Consider the following 18,727-nt stretch of genomic DNA (forward strand, 5'->3'; position numbering starts at 1 on the left):
GGGACCGGGTCCGTCGCACCGCCCTCTGGATCGCGGCGCCCCGCATCCGCGATGATCTTCGGTATGGCCCCGCGGTACTACGCGCTCGGCGACTCGATGTCGATCGACGACTACGCGGGCGGCCCCGGACTGGGCGCCGCCTCCCTGCTCGCCGACGACCTCGGCATCGAGCTGAAGCTGCTCGCGCGCGACGGCGCGACGAGCGATGACGTCCTGCGCCGCCAGCTCGGTCAGGTCGCGGGGCGCCCAGCCCTGGTGACCATCACGATGGGCGGCAACGACCTGCTGACCGCGATCGTCGAGTCCCCCGACAAGGTGCCGGCCGCCGTCGAGGCGACGGCCGCGAACTACGACGCGACCCTGGCGACCCTCGCCGCGACCGGCGCTCGGATCGTGGTGAGCACCGTCTACGACCCCACGGACGGCACCGGCGACCTCTCGTGGGCCGGGCTGCCCGACGTCGACGAGGGCCTGGCGCTGCTGCACTCGATGAACGCGGCGATCCGCGCGGCGGCGGCCCGGCACGGCGCGGCCGTCGCGGACCTGCACGGGGCGTTCCTCGGGCACGGCGCGCAGGCCGGGGACATCACCCGGCCCGACTCGCACCCGGCCAACCGCGAGCTGTGGCTGTGCGGGCACATCGAGCCCAACGCCTGGGGCGCCCAGGCGATCCGGGACACCTGGCGGGCCGCGCTACGACGCTGAGAACGCGTGGAGCTTCTGGACGGCGGCGAAGTACACGTGATCGCCGGCCAGCACCAGTGGCTCCTCGCCGCGCATGGCGTCCACGTCGACCTGCAGGCGCCGGATGAGCCGGCCGGTGCTCGTGTCGGCCGCGACCAGCTCGACGCGGTGGGTGCTCACGCCGCCGCGGACCGCGAAGTGGTACACCATCGCGTAGACGACGCCGCCACCGTTCACCGGGGCCCAGTAGGAGGCGTCGACCTCCGCGTCCAGGCCGTAGGAGGTCCGCCAGCGCGGGGCCCCGGTGCCGGTGTCGAACGCGGCCAGGCCGCCGTGGCCGTCGATGACGAAGAGCGCGCCGTCGCCGAGGCTCGCGTGCACCGGAGCCTCCAGGGTCCGCGCGTCGCACCAGCGCCGGGCGCCGTCGGCGGCGGTGTAGGCGCAGATGCCGCGCTCGCCGACCGCGTACACGGCGTCGCCGGCCGCCACGAGCTCGGCGCCGCTCGCGGGGCGCCGCCAGACCTGGGCGCCGGTGCGGGCGTCGAAGGCCGCGATGCCCGGCTGCGTGCCGTTGGACCCGCTCGTCTCGGCGGTGCCGGGTTCGGTGCCGATCGACGTGATGCCGCCCGGTTCGATGCCCTGCAGGACGAGGTCGCCGAGCCGGACCGGCATGCGGAAGCCGGGCTCGCCGCCGAGCGGGGCGGTCCAGGCGGCCGAGCCGTCGGCGGTGCGGTACGCGGTGAGGATGTCCCCGGCCGCGCGCAGGATCAGGTCCCCGGCCGCGGTGAAGCCGCCCGAGACCGTGCCGGGCAGGTCCACGGTCCACCGCCGTTCGCCCCGCAAGGTGTACGCGCGCAGCGTGCGCCGCAGCGCCGGGCGCTCGACCGCCTCGACGAGCAGCGTGTCCCCGGCCGCCGCCAGCTGCCCGAACGCGAGGCCGGGGGCGTCGACCACGGGGCCGAGGTCGTGCCCGGTCGCGGCGTCGTAGCGGCGGATCTGCCCCGACGGGCCGCCGGAGGCGCGCAGCACGGTGCCGTCGATCACGATCGCGCCGCCGACCTGCTCGCCGGGGCGGGTGGCGGGTGCGGTCCAGGCCGGGCGCAGGTGCTTCGCGGCGGCGGCGTCCAGGGGGCCGGTCAGCGCCTGGTGGCCGGAGCGGCCGGGGTCGCCGCCGTCCTGCCGCCAGTCGGCGTCGGCGGTGGAGCCGTAGCCGATGCCGGCCGCCGCTGCCCCGGTGGGCGGGGAGATCAGCGCGGAGGACACGGCCGCCAGGAGGAGCACGTGTGGTACAAAACGGAAAGAAAGCCGCACGGGGGCTCAACGAGGCCACCCGCCCGTGAGTGGCGGCGAACGGCCCCGGCCAGTTAGTGGCGGCGAACGCCCTCGGCCAGTTCCGCGCTCAGCTTGGCCACCGCCGCGACGCCGGCCGCCGGGCTCTCGGCCTCCAGCAGGCACCGCACGAGCGCACTGCCGACGATGACGCCGTCGGCGAAGGTCGCGGTCTCGGCCGCCTGGGCGCCGTTGGAGACGCCGAGGCCGACCGCGACCGGCACGCTCGAGCCGATCGCGCGGACCCGCTCGACGATCACGGGGGCGGCGCTGCTGGTCCGGTCGCGGGCGCCGGTGACGCCCATGACGCTCGTGGCGTAGACGAAGCCGCGGCAGGCCGCGACGGTGCTCGCGATGCGGGCGTCGGTCGAGGACGGCGAGACCAGGAAGACGCGGTCGAGGCCGTGCTGGTCGGACGCGGCCAGCCACTGGCCGGCCTCGTCCGGGATGAGGTCGGGCGTGATGAGGCCCGCCCCGCCGGCCGCGGCCAGGTCGGCGGAGAAGCGCTCGACGCCGTAGCGCTCGACGAGGTTCCAGTAGGTCATGGTGAGGATCGGCGCGCCGGTCGCCGCCGCGGCCTCCACGGTGGCCAGGCCGTCGCGGACCCGGAAGCCCGCGGCGAGCGCGGCCTCGGTGGCGCGCTGGATGACGGGGCCGTCCATGACCGGGTCGGAGTACGGCAGGCCGATCTCGACGATGTCGACCCCGTTGTCGATCATGGCGCGGACGGCGTCCGTCGCGGTGGCGACATCCGGGAACCCGGCCGGCAGGTAGCCGATCAGCGCGCTGCGCCCCTCGGCCTTGGCCTTGTCGAACGCGGTCTGGACGCTCATACGTCGAACCACTCCCGGGCGGTGTCCATGTCCTTGTCGCCGCGGCCGGACAGGCACACGACCACGGTCGGCTCGCGGCCCAGCTCGGCGGCCAGGGCCGGGATGACCCGCAGCGCCCCGGCGACGGCGTGCGCGCTCTCGATCGCCGGGATGATGCCCTCGGTGCGGCACAGCAGCTTGAACGCGTCCATCGCCTCGGCGTCGGTCACCGGCTCGTAGCGGGCGCGGCCGGTGTCGTGCAGGTAGGCGTGCTCGGGCCCGACGGCCGGGTAGTCCAGGCCGGCCGAGATCGAGTGCGACTCGACCGTCTGGCCGTCCTCGTCCTGCAGCAGGTAGGTGCGGGCGCCGTGCAGCACGCCGGTCGAGCCGCCGGTGATGCTGGCCGCGTGCCGGCCGGTGTCGACGCCGTCGCCGCCGGCCTCGAAGCCGTAGAGGCGCACGTCCGCGTCGGGCACGAACGCGTGGAACGCGCCGATCGCGTTGGAGCCGCCGCCGACGCAGGCCGCGACCGCGTCGGGCAGCCGGCCGGTCTGCTCGAGGATCTGCCGGCGGGCCTCGACACTGATCCCGCCGACGAAGTCGCGGACCATCGCCGGGAACGGGTGCGGGCCGGCCGCCGTGCCCAGCAGGTAGTGCGTGCTGTCGACGTTGGTCACCCAGTCGCGCAGGGCCTCGTTGATCGCGTCCTTGAGCGTCTTGGAGCCGGTCGTGACGGGCACGACGGTGGCGCCGAGCATGCGCATGCGGGCGACGTTGAGGGCCTGGCGGCGGGTGTCCTCCTCGCCCATGTACACCACGCACTCGAGGTCGAGCAGCGCGCAGGCGGTGGCGCTGGCCACGCCGTGCTGGCCCGCCCCGGTCTCGGCGATGACCCGGGTCTTGCCCATCCGCTTGGTCAGCAGCGCCTGGCCGAGGACGTTGCGGACCTTGTGCGCGCCGGTGTGGTTGAGGTCCTCGCGCTTGAGGAAGATCCTCGCACCGGTACCGCGGGCGAGCCGCTCGGCCCGGTAGAGCGGGCTGGGCGTGTTGGCGTAGTCGCGCAGCAGCCGCCCGAACTCGGCCTGGAACGCCTCGTCGGCCTGGGCGTGGCGGTAGGCGGCGTCGAGCTGGTCCAGCGCGGCGATGAGCGCCTCGGGGACGAACCGGCCGCCGTAGGTGCCGAAGTGCCCCTCGGGGTCGGGCAGCAGGCCCGCCGCCGAGAGGAACGCGCTCGCGCTCACCGGGCCGCCCGCGGGGTGGCCGGGTGGCTGCCGGCGGTGACGAGCTCGGCGACGGCCTCGCGCGGGCTCTTCTGCGTGACCAGGCCCTCGCCGACCAGCACGGCGTCGGCGCCGGCGGAGGCATAGCGGATCAGGTCGTGCGGCCCCCGGACCCCCGACTCGGCGATCTTGACGACCTCGGCCGGCAGCCCGGGCGCGATGCGCTCGAACACCGTCCGGTCGACCTCCAGCGTGCGCAGGTTGCGCGCGTTGATCCCGATGACCCGGGCGCCGGCCTCCAGCGCGCGGTCGGTCTCCTCCTCGTCGTGCACCTCGACCAGGGCCGTCATGCCGAGGCTCTCGATGCGGTCGAGGAGCCCGGAGAGCGTGTTCTGGTCGAGCGCGGCGACGATCAGCAGCACCAGGTCGGCGCCGTAGGCCCGGGCCTCGTGCACCTGGTACGACGACACCACGAAGTCCTTGCGCAGCATCGGGATGTCGATCGCGGCCCGCACGGCGGCGAAGTCGTCGAGGCTGCCGCCGAACCACCGGCCCTCGGTGAGCACGCTCACGCAGCGGGCGCCGCCGGCCGCGTACTCCTTCGCGAGCTCCGCCGGGTCCGGGATCTCGGCCAGCGCGCCCTTGGACGGCGAGGCGCGCTTGACCTCGGCGATGACGCCGACGCCGGGGGCGCGCAGCTTGGCGTAGGCGTCCCTCGGCGGCGGGGCCTCGGCGGCGCGCTGTTTGATCTCTGCCAGGGGCACCTGGGCCTCGCGGACCGCCAGGTCCTCGCGCACTCCGGCGAGGATCTCGTCGAGCACCCGGCCGCTTTCCGCGTTGATCAAGGAGCTCCCCTCTCCGGTGGTCATGCGACCGATGCTAGGTCGCCCCCGGTCAGTGGACGGTCGCGGGGGTATGGCCGACATCACCTGATGGACTAGGGCATAATGCCTCGCCGCCGCGTTTTGTCGTACCCCCGCCCTAGGGTGTCGGCATGAGCGTGACGCGAGCGAACACATTGACGGCCACCTGGGCCTCCGTGTCCGCCGCGGCGGTCCTCTCGGCGGCGGCGATCTATCCCCTTCTGGCCCTGCTCGGCTCCGTCGCCGGCGGCCGGGCCCGCACCGAGCTGCTGGCCGTCGCCCCCACGCCCCTCGATCTGCCCGTCCGCGGCGCGCTCGGCCTGTGGGCGCGGGAGGGGGTGCCGCTGACCCTCGACTGGGCCGCCCGCGCCGACCCGCGCCTGACCGGCGACCCCGCGATCGACCGCCCGCTGCTGGACGCCTGGGCCGCGGCCCAGACCGGCGCGCCGGTGCCCCCGTTCGGGTTCGCCGTCACCGACGAGGACGCCCTGGTCCTGGCCGCGGCCCTGGCCGTCACCGCCGACTGGGCGGACCCGTTCACCGACGGCGTGCTGCGCCCCGCGAGCGGCCCGTGGGCGGGCCGGCGCCTGGCCTCACTGCACCGCCGCGGCCCCGGCCTCACCGACCTGCGCTGCGCCACGACCGCCGCCGGCCCGGTCACGCTGCTCACCGTCCGCGGCACCGGCGACGTCGACGTGGTGCTGTGCACCGCGGGCGGCACGGCCCCGGCGCCGGCCGTGCTCGCCGCCGCCGTGGAAACGTGCACCGCCGCCCCCGTCGGCCGCCGCGGCCCCGGGATCACCGCGGCCCTGGTCGACGCCGACGACCCGGCACCCGAGCTCGTCGTGAAAGTTCCCCGCTTCGCGGCCTCGGCCGCGCACGACCTGCTCGGCGCGGCCGAGGTGTTCGGGCTGCGCGCGGCCGCCGCTCCCGGCCTGTTCCCGGGCATCAGCGCCACGCCGCTGCGGGTGGCGGCGGCGGGGGTGAGCCTGGCGGCGGCCTTCACCGGCCCCGGCTTCCACGCCGCGCCGGTGACGCCCGCCCCGGTCGTGCCGATGCGGCCCGGCCCGGCGGAGGGCACGGCCCGGGCGCTGCGCGTGACGGTCCGCTTCGACGAGCCGTTCGGCTATCTCGCCGTGCACCGCCCGACCGGCCTGGTACTCATGGCCGGCTGGGTCGACACCCCGGAGGAGGCACACTGACGCTCGCTCCCCGCACCGCCCCCGTCCGCGCCCCACCGACCGATCGTCCCCCGGCCTCGCAGCGCGCCGCGCTTCGCGCGAGTCTCCCCATCCACGGCCCGCGGCCCGCGGCCCGCGGCCCGCGGCCCGCCGACCGATCGTGCCCCGGCTCCGCACCGCTCCCCCTCGGCCTCGCGCGCCGCTCTTCAGGCACCGCGCGGCTGCGGACGGCGGCAGCGGTGAGCCAGGCCGGAGCCTGCACCGGTCCCGGAGTGCCGCGCCGCAGCAGTGGTCCCCGCAGCGCCCAGTTCCGCGCCGCACCGATCGTGCCCACAGCCCCCGGAGTGCCGCGCCGCACCCATCCGCGGGCCGCCGCCCCCGGAGCGCCGCGCCGCACGATCGTGCCCACAGCCCCGGAATGCCGCGCCCACCGGTCGCGCCCACAGCCCCCGGAATGCCGCGCCGCACCGGTGGTCCCCGCAGCGCGCGGTTCCGCGCCGCCCCCATCCGCGGGCCGCCGCCCCCAGAGTGCCGCGCCGCGCCGATGCCCACAGCGCCCGGTTCCGCGCGGCACCGATCGTGCCCACGTCGCCCGGTCCGCACCGCCCCCTTCCGCCGGCCGACGCCGATCGCCCGCCGGTGCCCGCACCGCTCCCAGGCCCGGCCCCACACCCCGGGACGGGCGCCGCTCTTCCGGCACCGCGCCGACCAGCCACGGCCCGCACGCGACCGGCCGTCCCGCGTGGCCCTCGTTCGCGGGTCACCCGCCGATCGTTGACCGGTCCCTGCACCGCTCCCGGCCTCGACTTCGCACCCCTGAGACAGGCACCGCGCTTTCGGCACCCCGCCGCCCGACCGGCCTGCTGCTCATCGCCGCCCGGAGCGACGTCGTTGAGGAGGCGCACTGTGACGCCCGCTTCCCGCACGCCCCTCATCCGCGGGTCGCGCACCGGTCGTGCCGATGCTGCCAGGCCCGGCGGAGGACACGCCCGGGTGCCGTGGGTGACGGTCGCTACGACGAGCCGTTCGGCTATCTCGCCGCGCATCGCCCGGCCGGGCCGACGCCGCTGAGGCGGCGCACTGCTACGCCCGCTTCCCGCACGCCCCTCATCCACGGGTCATGCGCCACTCAAGCAGCGATCACGCACGCACCGGTCGTGCCGATGCTGCCAGGCCCGGCGGAGGGCACGGCCCGGGCGCCGCGGGTGACGAGCCATTCGGCTATCTCGCCGCGCACCGCCCGGCCGGATCGACGTCACTGAGGAGGCGCACCGCTACGCCCGCTTCCCCCACGCCCCTCATCCACAGGTCGCACACCGCTCCCGGCCTCGGCTTCGCACCTCACGGACGGGCGGCGACCTTCCGAGGCCGCGCCGACCGGCCACAGCGTGCACGCCGCGCGGACCGGCCTTCCCACACGGCCCGCGCGGGAGCGGGACGTGGCCCGGCTCGGCCGGCGGGTCAGGACTCCTCGGACTCGGGAACCGGCTCCGGGTCGGGGCGGCGCCAGCGGGCCGGGATCTCGCCCCTCGCCTGCATTTCCTTCCACTTCGCGAAGGGGTCGAACTCGTGCTCGAGCGGTTCCTGCGCCGGGCGTTCGGATTCGGGGACGTGGATGAGGTTGATGCGGATGCGGTACCAGACCGAGTTGATCCCCCGCATCGAGTCGACCAGGACGTCGGCGGGCTCCAGCAGCGGCCAGACCGTCGCGTGGCGCTCCTTCCAGCGGTCGAGGTCGGCCAGGGCCTCCTCGCGCGTCGCGGTGCGCGTGATCTCGATCAGGGGCATGCTCGGCTGGCGGCGGCCGGTGCCCTTCTTGGCGGGCGCGCGCTTCTTGAAGGTGGACGCGAGCTCCAGCAGCGGCTCCAGCGAGCCGCGGGCGGACTCGATGCCCTCCCACGGGTCGGGGCGGGCGGGCACGGTGTCCACGGTGTAGGCGGCGGGGTCGCAGCCGGGGACCTCGTCCCAGCTCAGGGGGGCGGAGACCTTCGCCTCTTCCGAGGGGCGTACCGAATAACCCGACGCGGTGGTGTGGTCCTTCGCGTTCTGGTTGTAGTCGAGGAACACCCCCTGCCGCTCCTCCTTCCACCACGCGCCGGTCGCGAGGTCCGGGGCGCGGCGGGCGACCTCGCGGGCGAAGCCCTCGGCGGCGCGGCGTACCTCGGCGAAGGTCCAGCGGGGCTCGATGCGCGCGTAGATGTGGAAGCCGCGGGAGCCGGAGGTCTTGGGCCAGCCGGCGAGCCCGTACTCCTCGAGGACCTCCCGCGCGATGAGCGCCACGTCGACGACCTGGCCCCAGGGCACGCCCGGCACCGGGTCGAGATCGATGCGCAGCTCGTCGGGGTGCTCGAGGTCCTCGGCGAGCACGGAGTGGGTGTGCAGCTCCAGGCAGCCGAGGTTGACCACCCAGGCGAGCTGGGCGGCGTCGCGCAGGACGATCTCCTCGGCGGTGCGGCCGGACGGGTAGCGCAGTTGCGCGGTCTCGATCCAGTCCGGCCGTTTGGCGGGCGCGCGCTTCTGGAAGAACGCCTCGCCCTCGATGCCGTTGACGTACCGCTTGAGAGCCATCGGCCGCCCGCCCGCGCCCCGCAGGGCACCGTCGGCGACGGCCAGGTAGTAGCGCACCACGTCGATCTTCGTGCGGCCGGACTTCGGGAAGTACACCTTGTCCGGATTGGTGATCGTCACCTCGCGCCCGGCGACCTCGATCACTTCCTCAGCGCTGCTCGCCATGGGCCGAACCCTACTCGGGTCGATCACCCCTCGTCGGATCTTCGCCCCGGTCGAGCGCGTCCCACATGTCGGTCTGCGCGTGCTGCCGGCGGGCCGGCGCGGAGGTGCGTTCGTAGCGCGCGCCCATGCCCGGCCACGAGCGGCCGGAGCGCACGGTGACCACGCCGGCCGCGAGCACGACGAGGCCGCCGAGCGCGCACACCAGCGGCCAGGCCACGCGCACGTGCTCGTCGAGGGTCACCAGGGACGCGACGACCACGCCGGCGCCGGCGACGACGAGCAGGACGCCGACCGCGAGCCGGGCGGCGGCCCGGGTGGCCAGCAGCGCGCCGGCGCCGGCGAGCCCGACGACGGCCAGCGCGGTGAGCCAGGGCGCGATCTCGGTGCCGGTGCGGTCGACCTTCAGCGGCGGCAGCGGGGCCGGCTGCACGGTGACGACGGTCTGCCAGGATCGGGTGGCGGCGAACAGTACGACCGCAGCCGCCACGGCACAGGCCACCACCGTGGTCGCCAGGCCCCGCCGCCCCGACAGGTTCACCGGGCCGGCCGCAGCGTCTCGGCGGTCGCGATGGCGGCCAGCACCGCGGCGGCCTTGTTGCGCGTCTCGGTCTCCTCCGCGGCCGGGTCGGAGTCGGCGACGATGCCGGCGCCGGCCTGGACGTACGCGGTGCGGTCGCGCAGCAGCGCGGTGCGGATGGCGATGGCGGTGTCCATGTCGCCGCCGAAGCCGAAGTACCCGACGACGCCGCCGTACAGGCCGCGGCGCGTCGGCTCGAGCTCCTCGATGATCTCCATCGCGCGGACCTTCGGCGCCCCGGACAGGGTGCCGGCCGGGAACGTGGCCGCGAGGGTGTCGAAGGCGGTGCGGTCGTCGTGCAGCTCACCGACGACGGTCGAGACGATGTGCATGACGTGCGAGTACCGCTCGACCGTCATGAACTCGGGCACCTCCACCGTGCCGGGCTTGCACACCCGCCCGAGGTCGTTGCGGGCCAGGTCGACGAGCATCACGTGCTCGGAGCGCTCCTTGGGGTCGGCGAGCAGGTCGGCCGCGAGCGCCGCGTCCTCCTCCGGCGTCGCCCCGCGCCACCGCGTGCCCGCGATCGGATGCAGCAGTGCCCGCCGCCCGTCGACCTTCACGTGTACCTCGGGCGAGGACCCGACCACGTCGAAGCCGTCGAAGCGCAGCAGGTACATGTACGGGCTGGGATTGGTCGTGCGCAGGACGCGATACACGTCGAGGGGGTCGGCGTCGGTCGCGCGCTCGAAGCGCTGGGCGACCACGATCTGGAAGCACTCACCCGCGCGGATGGCCTCCTTCGCGGCCTCGACCGCCTTCGGGTACTCCCCGGCCGGCGTCCGGCTCACCACGTCGCCGAGCGGCACCCGGTCCACAGTGGACACCAGCGGCGGCGTCGGGCGGGACAGCGCGGTGGTCATCGCGTCGAGCCGGCCGATGGCCTGGTGGTAGGCGGCGGCGACCGCGGCGTCGTCGGCCCCGGCCGCGGGCAGCACCGCGTTGGCGATGAGCAGCGCGGCGCCCTCGAAGTGATCGAGCGCGACGAGATCCGTGGCGAGCATCATCCCGAGCTCGGGGTGGCCGAGGTCGTCGAGGGCGATCTCGGGGAGGCGCTCGAAGCGGCGGACGGCGTCGTACGACAGGAAGCCCACCATGCCGCCCGACAGCGGCGGCAGGTTGAGCTCGCGCAGGTCGGCGTCGTCGGCGGTCAGCGCGGCGATGGTCGCGCGGAGCACCTCGGTCGGGGCCCCGTCGACCGGGACGTTCGCCGGGGGCGACCCGAGCCAGTGCGCGCGCCCGTCCCGCTCCACGAGGGTGGCCACGCTGCGGACGCCGATGAAGCTGTACCGCGACCAGACGGCGCCGGCCGCGCCCGCCCCCTGCTCCGCGGACTCCAGCAGGAACGTGCCGGGGCCGCCCGCCAGCTTGCGGTACACGCCGACCGGGGTCTCGCCGTCGGCCAGCAGGCGCCGTGTCACCGGGACGACACGACGGGTGCGCGCGAGCTCGCGGAAGGTGGCCTCGTCGGGGGCCACGGCGCCGGTCGTCATCCGGATACCTCCAGCGGGGTGTAGAAGCAGGTGTGGTTGCCCGTGTGGCAGGCGGCGCCGGTCTGCTCGACCGTGATCAGCAGCGTGTCGCCGTCGCAGTCGACCGCGACCGACTTGACGTGCTGGACGTGCCCGGAGGTCTCGCCCTTCACCCAGTACTCGTTGCGGCTGCGCGACCAGTACGTGGCGCGACCGGTCGTGAGCGTGCGGTGCAGGGCCTCGTCGTCCATCCACGCGAGCATCAGCACCTCGCCGGTCCCGTGCTCCTGCACGATCGCCGGCACGAGTCCGGCCTCGTTGCGGCGCAGACGGTCGGCCACTTCTGGATCAAGGTTCGACGGCACGACGGCAATTCTCCCGCACCGTACAGACTCGGCGGTTTGGGGTCTATGGCTGCTGGTGTTGAGGGGGTACCTTGGCGGTGCGCCGCACGGGAGATCTGCGCGGTCGCCCACCCCTTCCCTGCCTGCCGACGGCCACCCCCTACCCGTCTTCCAGGGGGCACCCCACCGCCGGTCGTGCGGTCGTCGGTTGCGGGCGCCGCACGGCCTCCCGGCGTCCGCGACCCCTGCGCTGAGCCAACCAGCAGTCCGACCGGGAGGCTGCCCCCGTTCGGACCGAGCCGGACGGAGGACCCATGCACCCCAACATCACCCCGCCGAACGACCAGCCGCCCTCCTCGTCGTCGTCTTCTTCCACTCCCGCGGCGGACGCACCCGCCGAGGCCGCCGTTCCGGCGCCGCGCGAACCGCTCGACGACGCCGCTCCTGCCACTCTTGCCGCCGCTGCCCCTGCCGCCGCCGAGGAACCCGCGGCGCTGGCTGATGATCCGGCCATCTCCGTCGCGGTGCCGGACGACATCTCGGCCCTCGTCGAGGCCACTGGGGTTGCGGATGCCGAGGTCGTCGCGGGCGACGACACTCCTGCTGTCACCGATTCGGCCGTTGTGCAGAGCGAGGCGGTGGAGGATGGCGCGCCGGGCTCGGAAGGGGCGGTCGCGGAGAGCGACGAGCCGGTTGCGGCGGCGACGGACGTCGCGGCTGCGGACGAGGCACCGACTGAAGTGACGTCGGAGGCTGCCGAGGAGACCGAGGAGGGCGGCGCTGCGGAGGAGGCCGCGGCTTCGGAGGAGCCGGTGGCTGAGGCTGTCGTCGTTGAGCCGGACGCCGGTGTCGCCGAGGCCGTGGACGCCGCCGACTCGCCGGACGCCGTCGTTGCCGACTCTGCGGACGTCGCCGTTGCCGAGTCCGCGGACGCTGCCGAGGAGGGCGGCGCTGCGGAGGAGCCGGTCGCTGAGGCTGCCGACGAACCGGACGCCGTCGTCGCCGAGGCCGTGGACGCTGCCGATTCGCCGGCCGTCGTGGTTGGGGATGAGCCCGCCGCCTCGGCCGACGCTGAGGAGATCGACGCCGCGGACGAGGCCGCCGCTGAGGCTGAGACCGCCGACGAGCCGGAGGGTGAGGCTGCGGTCGTGGTTTCGGACGAGGCCACGGAAGCCGACGAGCCCGCGGCCGAGGCGGAAGAGGCCGCCGAGGAGAACGCCGCTGACTCCGACGAGCCGGTTGCCGAAGCCGAGGCCGAGGAGAGCGACGCCGCCGACGAGCCGGACGCCGAAGACGCCATCGCGACTTCGGACGAGCCCGCAGCCGAGGCGGAAGAGGCCGCGGACGAGAACGCCGCAGACTCCGACGAGCCGGTTGCCGAAGCCGAGGCCGAGGAGAGCGACGCCGCCGACGAGCCGGACGCCGAAGACGCCATCGCGACTTCGGACGAGCCCGCAGCCGAGGCGGAAGAGGCCGCGGACGAGAACGCCGCAGACTCCGACGAGCCGGTTGCCGAAGACGCCGTCGTGGTTTCGGACGAGGCCACCGAAGCCGACGAGCCCGCGGCCGAGGCGGACGCGACCGCCGACGAGAACGCCGCAGACTCCGACGAGCCGGTTGCCGAAGACGCCATCGTGGTTTCAGACGAGGCCACCGAAGCCGACGAGCCCGCGGCCGAGGCGGACGCGACCGCCGACGAGAACGCCGCAGACTCCGACGAGCCGGTTGCCGAAGCCGAGACCGAGGAGAACGACGCCGCCGACGAGACCGCCACCGAAGCGGAGGCCGCCGCCGAGGGGATCGAAGCCGCCGACGGACCCGCCGCCGAGGCGGACGATGCCGAGGAGAGCGACGCGGTCGAGGACGTCGCGGTCGTCGTCGCCGACGAGGAGCCCGCCGCCGAGGTTGACGCGGTGCTCGTGGTCGAGGACGCCGACGCGGCCGAGGAGATCGCGGCGGCCGACGAGGCCGACGGTGAGGACGCCGCGGAGGAGCCGGTCGCCGACGCCGAGGACGCCGATGAGGCCGCCGCGGAAACCGACGCCGAAGAAGCCGACGCGATCGACGAGCCCACCGCCGAAACGGACGCCGAAGAAGCCGACGCGATCGACGAGCCCACCGCTGAGGAGATTGCGGCCGAAGCCGACGACGCCGAGGAGGCGGCCGGCGAAGACGCCGTGCTCATCGTGGCCGAGACCGACGACGCCGCGGACGAGGACGCCGCCGAGGAGCCGGTCGCCGAAGACGTCGTGCCCGTCGTGGCCGAGTCCGAGGCCGATGACGCTGACACGGTCGAGGAACCCGCCGCCGAAGACGACGACGCTGCCGAGGAGGACGCCGCCGAGGAGATCGCAGCCGAAGCCGACGACGCCGCAGACGAGGACGGCGCCGAAGAGCCGGCCGCCGAAGACGACGGTGCCGAAGACGTCGTGCTCGTCGTGGCCGAGGCCGACGACGCTGACACGGTCGAGGAACCCGCCGCCGAAGACGACGACGCTGCCGAGGAGGACGCCGCCGAGGAGATCGCAGCCGAAGCCGACGACGCCGCAGACGAGGACGAGGACGGCGCCGAGGAGCCGGCCGCCGTGGACGACGGTGCCGATGACGTGGTGCTCGTCGTGGTCGAGGCCGACGGTAAAGAGGAGGCCGGCGAAGTCGTGCTCCTGGTGGCCGAGACCGACGCCGACGCCGAGGACGCGGACGACAGCGACGACCTCGTAGCCGAAGCGGACGACGACGAAGACGAGGACGCCGACGACAGCGACGACCTCGTGGCCGAGGCCGAGGACGACGAGGAAGAAGACGAGGGCGAGGACGTCGTGCTCGTCGTCGCCGACGTGGACGGCGAGGAGGACGCCGGGGACGGCGTGCTGCTCATCGTGGCCGAGGACGACGAGGACGAGGTCGAGGAGGACGACGAGCTCGAGTACGCGGCGGCCGCACCGGCTCAGCTGCGCCCCGGCGACATCGTCGAGGAGCGGATCGTGCTCTGGAAGCGCAAGCGGGCCGACAAGTTCCGCACGCGGATCGCGAAGGCCGAGTCCAAGTTCGTCGACGACCCGGTCAAGGCGGTGGCCCGGGCCAGCGCCGTGATCAGCGACGCGATCGAGACGCTCGCCGAGAAGCTGCAGGAGCAGCAGCACGCGATCAACCCGAACAAGACCTCGAAGCACCCTGACACCGAGTCGCTGCGGGTGGCGCTGCGGCAGTACAAGGACTTCCTGGAGCGGGTCCTCTCGCTCTGACGCAGATTCCAGCACAAGGGGCGGACCGGGCAACCGGTCCGCCCCTTGTCGCATGCACTCAGGTCCGCGCCGGTGGCCGCGGCGGCTGCCGCCCCGCCACGGTGGGCGAAGCGCCGCTTCGGGTTCGGCTCGAACCGGGCCGGGTCCAGCCGGGCGTCGGGGTTTGCCCGGGGCCAAGACTTCATCTACCGTTGATTTCATCAAGTGTTGAGTTCTTTACCCCTCCGCCAGGAAGGACCAACCACGATGGACAACGCGATCGAGGTCGAGCACCTCGTCATCGCGCGCGGCAAGCGGCGGGTGCTGCACGACCTCACCTGCGCAGTCCCCGCCGGCAGCGTGACCGGCCTGCTCGGGCCCAGCGGCAGCGGGAAGACCACGTTCATGCGGGCCGTCGTCGGCGTGCAGAAGGTCGCGAGCGGCACCGTCACCGTCCTCGGCCACCCGGCCGGGTCGCGGCCGCTGCGCGACAAGGTGGGCTACCTGACCCAGGCCCCCAGCGTGTACGCCGACCTGACCGTCCGCGAGAACGCGCGCTACTTCGCGTCGCTCTACGGCCTCGGCGCGCGCGAGGCGGACGAGGCCGTCAGCGACGTGGGCCTGAGCAAGGCCAAGGACCAGCTCGTCGGCCGCCTCTCCGGGGGCCAGCGCGCCCGCGCCTCCCTCGCCTGCGCGATCGTGAGCAAGCCGCGGCTGCTCGTGCTCGACGAGCCGACCGTCGGGCAGGACCCGGTGCTGCGCAACGAGCTCTGGCAACGATTCCACGCCCTCGCGAAGGCCGGCTCCACCCTGCTGGTGTCCAGCCACGTGATGGACGAGGCCGGCCGCTGCGACCGCCTGCTGCTGATCCGCGAGGGCCACCTCATCGCGGATCAGACCCCTGATGCCGTACGCCGATCAGCCGGCACCGACGACCTCGACGAAGCGTTCCTCAGGCTCGTGCAGGCCCACGAGACCGAAACGGTGAGCTGAGCCATGCCCCGCAACCATCCCGACCAGACGACCAAGGCGGGCTGACACCATGTCGCTGCGACTGACCTTCGGCACCGCCGCGCGCATCCTGCGCCAGCTGCGCCACGACCGCCGGACGATCGCGCTGATCCTCGTGGTCCCGACGGTGTTGCTCACGCTGCTGCGGTACCTCTACGACGACAACCCCCTCCTGTTCGACCGCGTGGGCCTGATCATGCTCGGGGTCTTCCCGCTCGTGATCATGTTCCTGCTCACGAGCGTGGCGATGCTCCGCGAACGCACCAGCGGCACCCTGGAACGGCTCCTGACCACGCCGATCGGGAAGGTCGACATCCTGCTCGGCTACGGGCTGGCCTTCGCCGTCGCGGCCGCGGTGCAGGCGGCGGTCGTGTCGGCACTCGCGTACTGGCTGCTGGGCCTCGACACCGCCGGCCCGGCGTGGCTCGTGGCCGTCATCGCGGTCGGCAACTCGGTGCTCGGCATGGCGCTCGGCCTGCTGGTGAGCGCCTTCGCCGACAGCGAGTTCCAGGCGGTGCAGTTCATGCCGGCCGTCGTGCTGCCCCAGGTGCTGCTGTGCGGCCTGCTCCAGCCCCGCGACCGGATGCCCGGGTGGATGGAGGCGATCAGCGACGCGCTGCCGATGTCGTACGCCGTGCAGGCCCTCACCGAACTGGGCACCCACACCGATCCGACCGGCGTCGTGTGGCGCGACCTGGCCATCATCGTCGGCTGCGTCCTGCTGGCCCTGCTCCTCGGCGCGGCCACCCTGCGCCGCCGCACCGCGTAGCACCCGGCCCGGCCGCGTCACACGCGCCGAGCAGGGCCACCGGTGCCCCGACGATCGCGGAGAGCCGGGTCCCGGGCCGGCGTCGATCGACGCACCGGGGGCGCCGGAGCAGCGGCCGAATAAGCTGGGATCGCTCGCACCGCCTGGCGCCCCGATATCGGGCGCCGGGCGGGGCCGGCGGGCACCGCACGGTACGACATCAGGAAGAGGCACATGGCTCGCACCGGACGACGCCCCGGCAACCAGGACACCCGAGAGGCGATCCTGAACGCCGCCCGCCAGGCGTTCGCGGAGCGGGGCTTCGACGGGGCGTCCATCCGGCACATCGCGACCAGCGCCGGCGTGGACCCGGCGCTGGTGCACCACTATTTCGGCGCCAAGGACCAGCTGTTCCTGGCCGCCATGGACGCCCCGATCGACCCCGGCGAGATCCTCCCGCAGGTCTTCGAGCCCGGCCTCGACGGCGTCGGCGAGCGGCTGGTCCGCACGTTCCTGTCGGTCTGGGACTCCCCCGCGGGCACGCCGGTCGTGGCCCTGGTGCGCAGCGCGATGCAGCACGACTGGTCCGCCCGCATGCTGCGCGAGTTCCTGGTGAGCCAGATCCTGCGCCGCGCCACGCGCGCCCTGAACCTGGACCCGGCCGAGGCCCCGACCCGGGCCGCCCTCGTCGCGTCGCAGATAATCGGGCTCGCGATGCTGCGGTACGTCCTCAAGGTCGAACCCCTCGCCTCCATGACCCCCGAGCAGGTGGTGCGCAACGTCGCCCCGACCGTCCAGCACTATCTGGCCGACCCGCTGCCCTGACCGCGCCCACGGCCAGGTCAACGTCCACGGCCACGAGCGGCGGCCAGTCGCCCGCCAGGTCCGCGCGATGCGTGCGCGCCCGTGAGGCCGGCAGCCGCCGGTCGTCAGTCGTCCGCCAGGTCCGCGCAGTGCGTGCGCGCCTGCGGGGTCAGCAGCAGCCCGACCATCACGGCCGCGCACACGACCGGCACGAACCGCAGCGACACCGGCGCGTCCAGCACCCACGCGAGCAGCGGCGTCATCGTCCCCGCGAACCCCCAGAACACGAGGCTCGCAAGCCAGGCCCAGTGCTCGCCCCGCCGCACCCGCGCGCCGAGGAAAACCAGGACCACGGCCAGCGGCGACAGGAACAGCACCGCGTTGAAGAACAGCACGAAATCCAAATATCCGGTACCGCCCTGAGCCACCGGATCCACCTGCATCCCCGACAGCAGTACGCCGAGGGCCATGAGCGCGAGCGTGAGCATGATCCCGCCCACCGCGTGGAACCCCGTCACCGCGACGCGCACCTGCATCGGCACGAATCGGCGGCCCCCGGCTGACATGCGCCCAATGTAGGCCATCCCCGGCCTGCGAGAACCCCCGACACATAGTGCCGGACGTGAATCGACTCGCCCTCCACTTCCGGGCAGGTCGCATTTATCGCCCGACGGGGTATAAATCTGATAAGTCGCGGCGCGAAGCGCCCGACTTATCGGCAAGCCAAGGCACTCGAGCACCTTCCCGGACCGCGCACATTCGACAATCGCGGCCCACCCCCGAGTCCGAGCCCCCCAAGCACGCAGCCCACCGACGTACCACACACCGAGCCGGCCACGCGCCCGAACCGCACCCGCACGAGCACGAGCCGAACGCGTCCGCCAAAGCCGCGAACCCGGAATCCACCCCGACCCACACCCGCACTCGTCAACGCGTCCGAGCCGAAGACGCCAAGCCGGAGGCCCGCCCGACCCGCACCCGCACCGCCGAACGCGTCCAACCCAAAACCGCCAAGCCGGAAGCCCGCCCAACTCACACCCGCACCCGCCGAACGCATCCAAGCCGAAGACGCCAAGCCGGAAGCCACCCCGACCCGCACCCGCACTCGCACCCGGACCCGGACCCGCACCCGCACCCGCACCCGCACCCGCACCCGCACCCGCACCCGCAGAGCCGAACGCGTCCAACCCAAAACCGCCAAGCCGGGAGCCACCCCGACCCGCACCCGCACCCGCCGAACTCGTCCGAGCCGAAGACGCCAAGCCGGGGACGCCGAGCCGGAAGCCCGCCCGAGCCACGGACGCCAGCCGCACGGCGAGCCAGACGCGCATCCGAGCGGCACCGCACCGCGCACCCCGGACCCCGCGCCAAGCACCCGAACACTGAACATCCCGAACCCCGCGCTAAGCGCCCAAACACCGAGCACCCCACGCCCAGCACCGAGCACTGAGCACCGGGCACCGGGCACCGGGCACGGGGCACTGAGCACTGAGCACTGAGCACAGAGAACCCAGCGCCCCAACACCGGCCACCTAGCGCCCAACACCGAGCACCCCGCACCCCACGCCCAGCACACAGCACCCCGCGCCCAACACCGAGCACCGAGCACCCCGCGCCCAGCAACGAGCGCCCAGCAACGAGCGCCCAGCGCCCGGCGGCGAGCGCTCAAGAAGGCTGGACGCTTGCCGGGTCGGAAGCGCGGCGAGGCGAGTTGGAAGCGTCCGC

15 protein-coding genes are annotated in these 18,727 nt (G+C 74.2%); 6 read left to right on the forward strand and 9 right to left on the reverse strand.

All coding sequences use genetic code 11. From position 1 onward, the window contains the following. Nucleotides 1-63: 63 nt before the first annotated feature. Nucleotides 64-705: an SGNH/GDSL hydrolase family protein gene (locus ACQP2P_RS37350; protein WP_433609097.1), complete on the forward strand. Its 642-nt coding sequence runs from the start codon at nucleotides 64-66 to the stop codon at nucleotides 703-705. Here the strand turns inward: ACQP2P_RS37350 and ACQP2P_RS37355 are convergent. The 4 genes from ACQP2P_RS37355 to trpC all read right to left on the reverse strand — a co-directional run bounded on the left by ACQP2P_RS37355 (nucleotide 694) and on the right by trpC (nucleotide 4,866). Next, entirely contained in the window at nucleotides 694-1,965 is a 1,272-nt protein-coding gene (locus tag ACQP2P_RS37355; RefSeq protein ID WP_433609099.1) for a PQQ-binding-like beta-propeller repeat protein, read from the reverse strand. The two genes, ACQP2P_RS37350 and ACQP2P_RS37355, sit on opposite strands and share 12 nt — an antisense overlap. A gap of 83 nt (nucleotides 1,966-2,048) precedes the next feature. After that, the gene (trpA, locus tag ACQP2P_RS37360; protein ID WP_433609101.1) at nucleotides 2,049-2,846 is read right to left on the reverse strand and encodes a tryptophan synthase subunit alpha; all 798 of its coding nucleotides are present in this window, start codon (nucleotides 2,844-2,846) and stop codon (nucleotides 2,049-2,051) included. After that, nucleotides 2,843-4,066, reverse strand: a complete 1,224-nt coding sequence (trpB, locus tag ACQP2P_RS37365) for a tryptophan synthase subunit beta (RefSeq protein WP_433609103.1) — start codon at nucleotides 4,064-4,066, stop codon at nucleotides 2,843-2,845. The genes trpA and trpB overlap by 4 nt, the downstream gene beginning before the upstream one ends. After that, a complete protein-coding gene (trpC, locus tag ACQP2P_RS37370; RefSeq protein WP_433090278.1) occupies nucleotides 4,063-4,866 on the reverse strand; it encodes an indole-3-glycerol phosphate synthase TrpC in 804 nt (267 codons plus the stop codon). The genes trpB and trpC overlap by 4 nt, the downstream gene beginning before the upstream one ends. Nucleotides 4,867-5,039: 173 nt before the next feature. Here trpC and ACQP2P_RS37375 point away from each other — a divergent pair, with 173 nt between their 5' ends. Continuing rightward, nucleotides 5,040-6,110, forward strand: a complete 1,071-nt coding sequence (locus ACQP2P_RS37375) for a hypothetical protein (RefSeq protein WP_433609105.1) — start codon at nucleotides 5,040-5,042, stop codon at nucleotides 6,108-6,110. Between the two features lie 1,440 nt (nucleotides 6,111-7,550). Here the strand turns inward: ACQP2P_RS37375 and ligD are convergent. The 4 genes from ligD to hisI are packed head-to-tail and all read right to left on the reverse strand — an operon-like array spanning nucleotide 7,551 to nucleotide 11,236. After that, nucleotides 7,551-8,822, reverse strand: a complete 1,272-nt coding sequence (ligD, locus tag ACQP2P_RS37380) for a non-homologous end-joining DNA ligase (RefSeq protein ID WP_433609107.1) — start codon at nucleotides 8,820-8,822, stop codon at nucleotides 7,551-7,553. Nucleotides 8,823-8,832: 10 nt separating this feature from the next. Then, nucleotides 8,833-9,360 (reverse strand): Trp biosynthesis-associated membrane protein, encoded by a 528-nt coding sequence (locus ACQP2P_RS37385; protein WP_433609109.1) that lies wholly within the window; start codon nucleotides 9,358-9,360, stop codon nucleotides 8,833-8,835. Then, nucleotides 9,357-10,892 (reverse strand): anthranilate synthase component I, encoded by a 1,536-nt coding sequence (locus ACQP2P_RS37390; protein WP_433609111.1) that lies wholly within the window; start codon nucleotides 10,890-10,892, stop codon nucleotides 9,357-9,359. Before ACQP2P_RS37390 ends, ACQP2P_RS37385 begins: the two co-directional genes overlap by 4 nt. Continuing rightward, a complete protein-coding gene (gene hisI / locus ACQP2P_RS37395; RefSeq protein ID WP_433609113.1) occupies nucleotides 10,889-11,236 on the reverse strand; it encodes a phosphoribosyl-AMP cyclohydrolase in 348 nt (115 codons plus the stop codon). Before hisI ends, ACQP2P_RS37390 begins: the two co-directional genes overlap by 4 nt. 293 nt (nucleotides 11,237-11,529) lie before the next feature. Here hisI and ACQP2P_RS37400 point away from each other — a divergent pair, with 293 nt between their 5' ends. From ACQP2P_RS37400 to ACQP2P_RS37415, 4 genes are all read left to right on the forward strand, one after another. Then, entirely contained in the window at nucleotides 11,530-14,460 is a 2,931-nt protein-coding gene (locus ACQP2P_RS37400; protein WP_433609115.1) for a hypothetical protein, read from the forward strand. 246 nt (nucleotides 14,461-14,706) lie between these two features. Beyond that, entirely contained in the window at nucleotides 14,707-15,432 is a 726-nt protein-coding gene (locus tag ACQP2P_RS37405) for an ABC transporter ATP-binding protein (RefSeq protein WP_433609117.1), read from the forward strand. A gap of 49 nt (nucleotides 15,433-15,481) precedes the next feature. Continuing rightward, nucleotides 15,482-16,219 carry an ABC transporter permease gene (locus ACQP2P_RS37410; protein WP_433609119.1) on the forward strand — a complete coding sequence of 246 codons (738 nt, stop codon included), beginning with the start codon at nucleotides 15,482-15,484 and terminating at the stop codon, nucleotides 16,217-16,219. A 213-nt stretch (nucleotides 16,220-16,432) separates the two neighbouring features. Further along, on the forward strand, nucleotides 16,433-17,023 hold the full coding sequence (locus ACQP2P_RS37415; RefSeq protein ID WP_433609121.1) for a TetR family transcriptional regulator: 591 nt from the start codon (nucleotides 16,433-16,435) through the stop codon (nucleotides 17,021-17,023). A gap of 104 nt (nucleotides 17,024-17,127) precedes the next feature. Here ACQP2P_RS37415 and ACQP2P_RS37420 read toward each other — a convergent pair whose 3' ends face one another. Further along, a complete protein-coding gene (locus ACQP2P_RS37420) occupies nucleotides 17,128-17,568 on the reverse strand; it encodes a hypothetical protein (RefSeq protein ID WP_433609123.1) in 441 nt (146 codons plus the stop codon). Nucleotides 17,569-18,727 lie beyond the last annotated feature (1,159 nt).

It is taken from the genome of Dactylosporangium sp. CA-139114, assembly GCF_050955725.1.
Taxonomy (GTDB): Bacteria; Actinomycetota; Actinomycetes; order Mycobacteriales; family Micromonosporaceae; genus Dactylosporangium.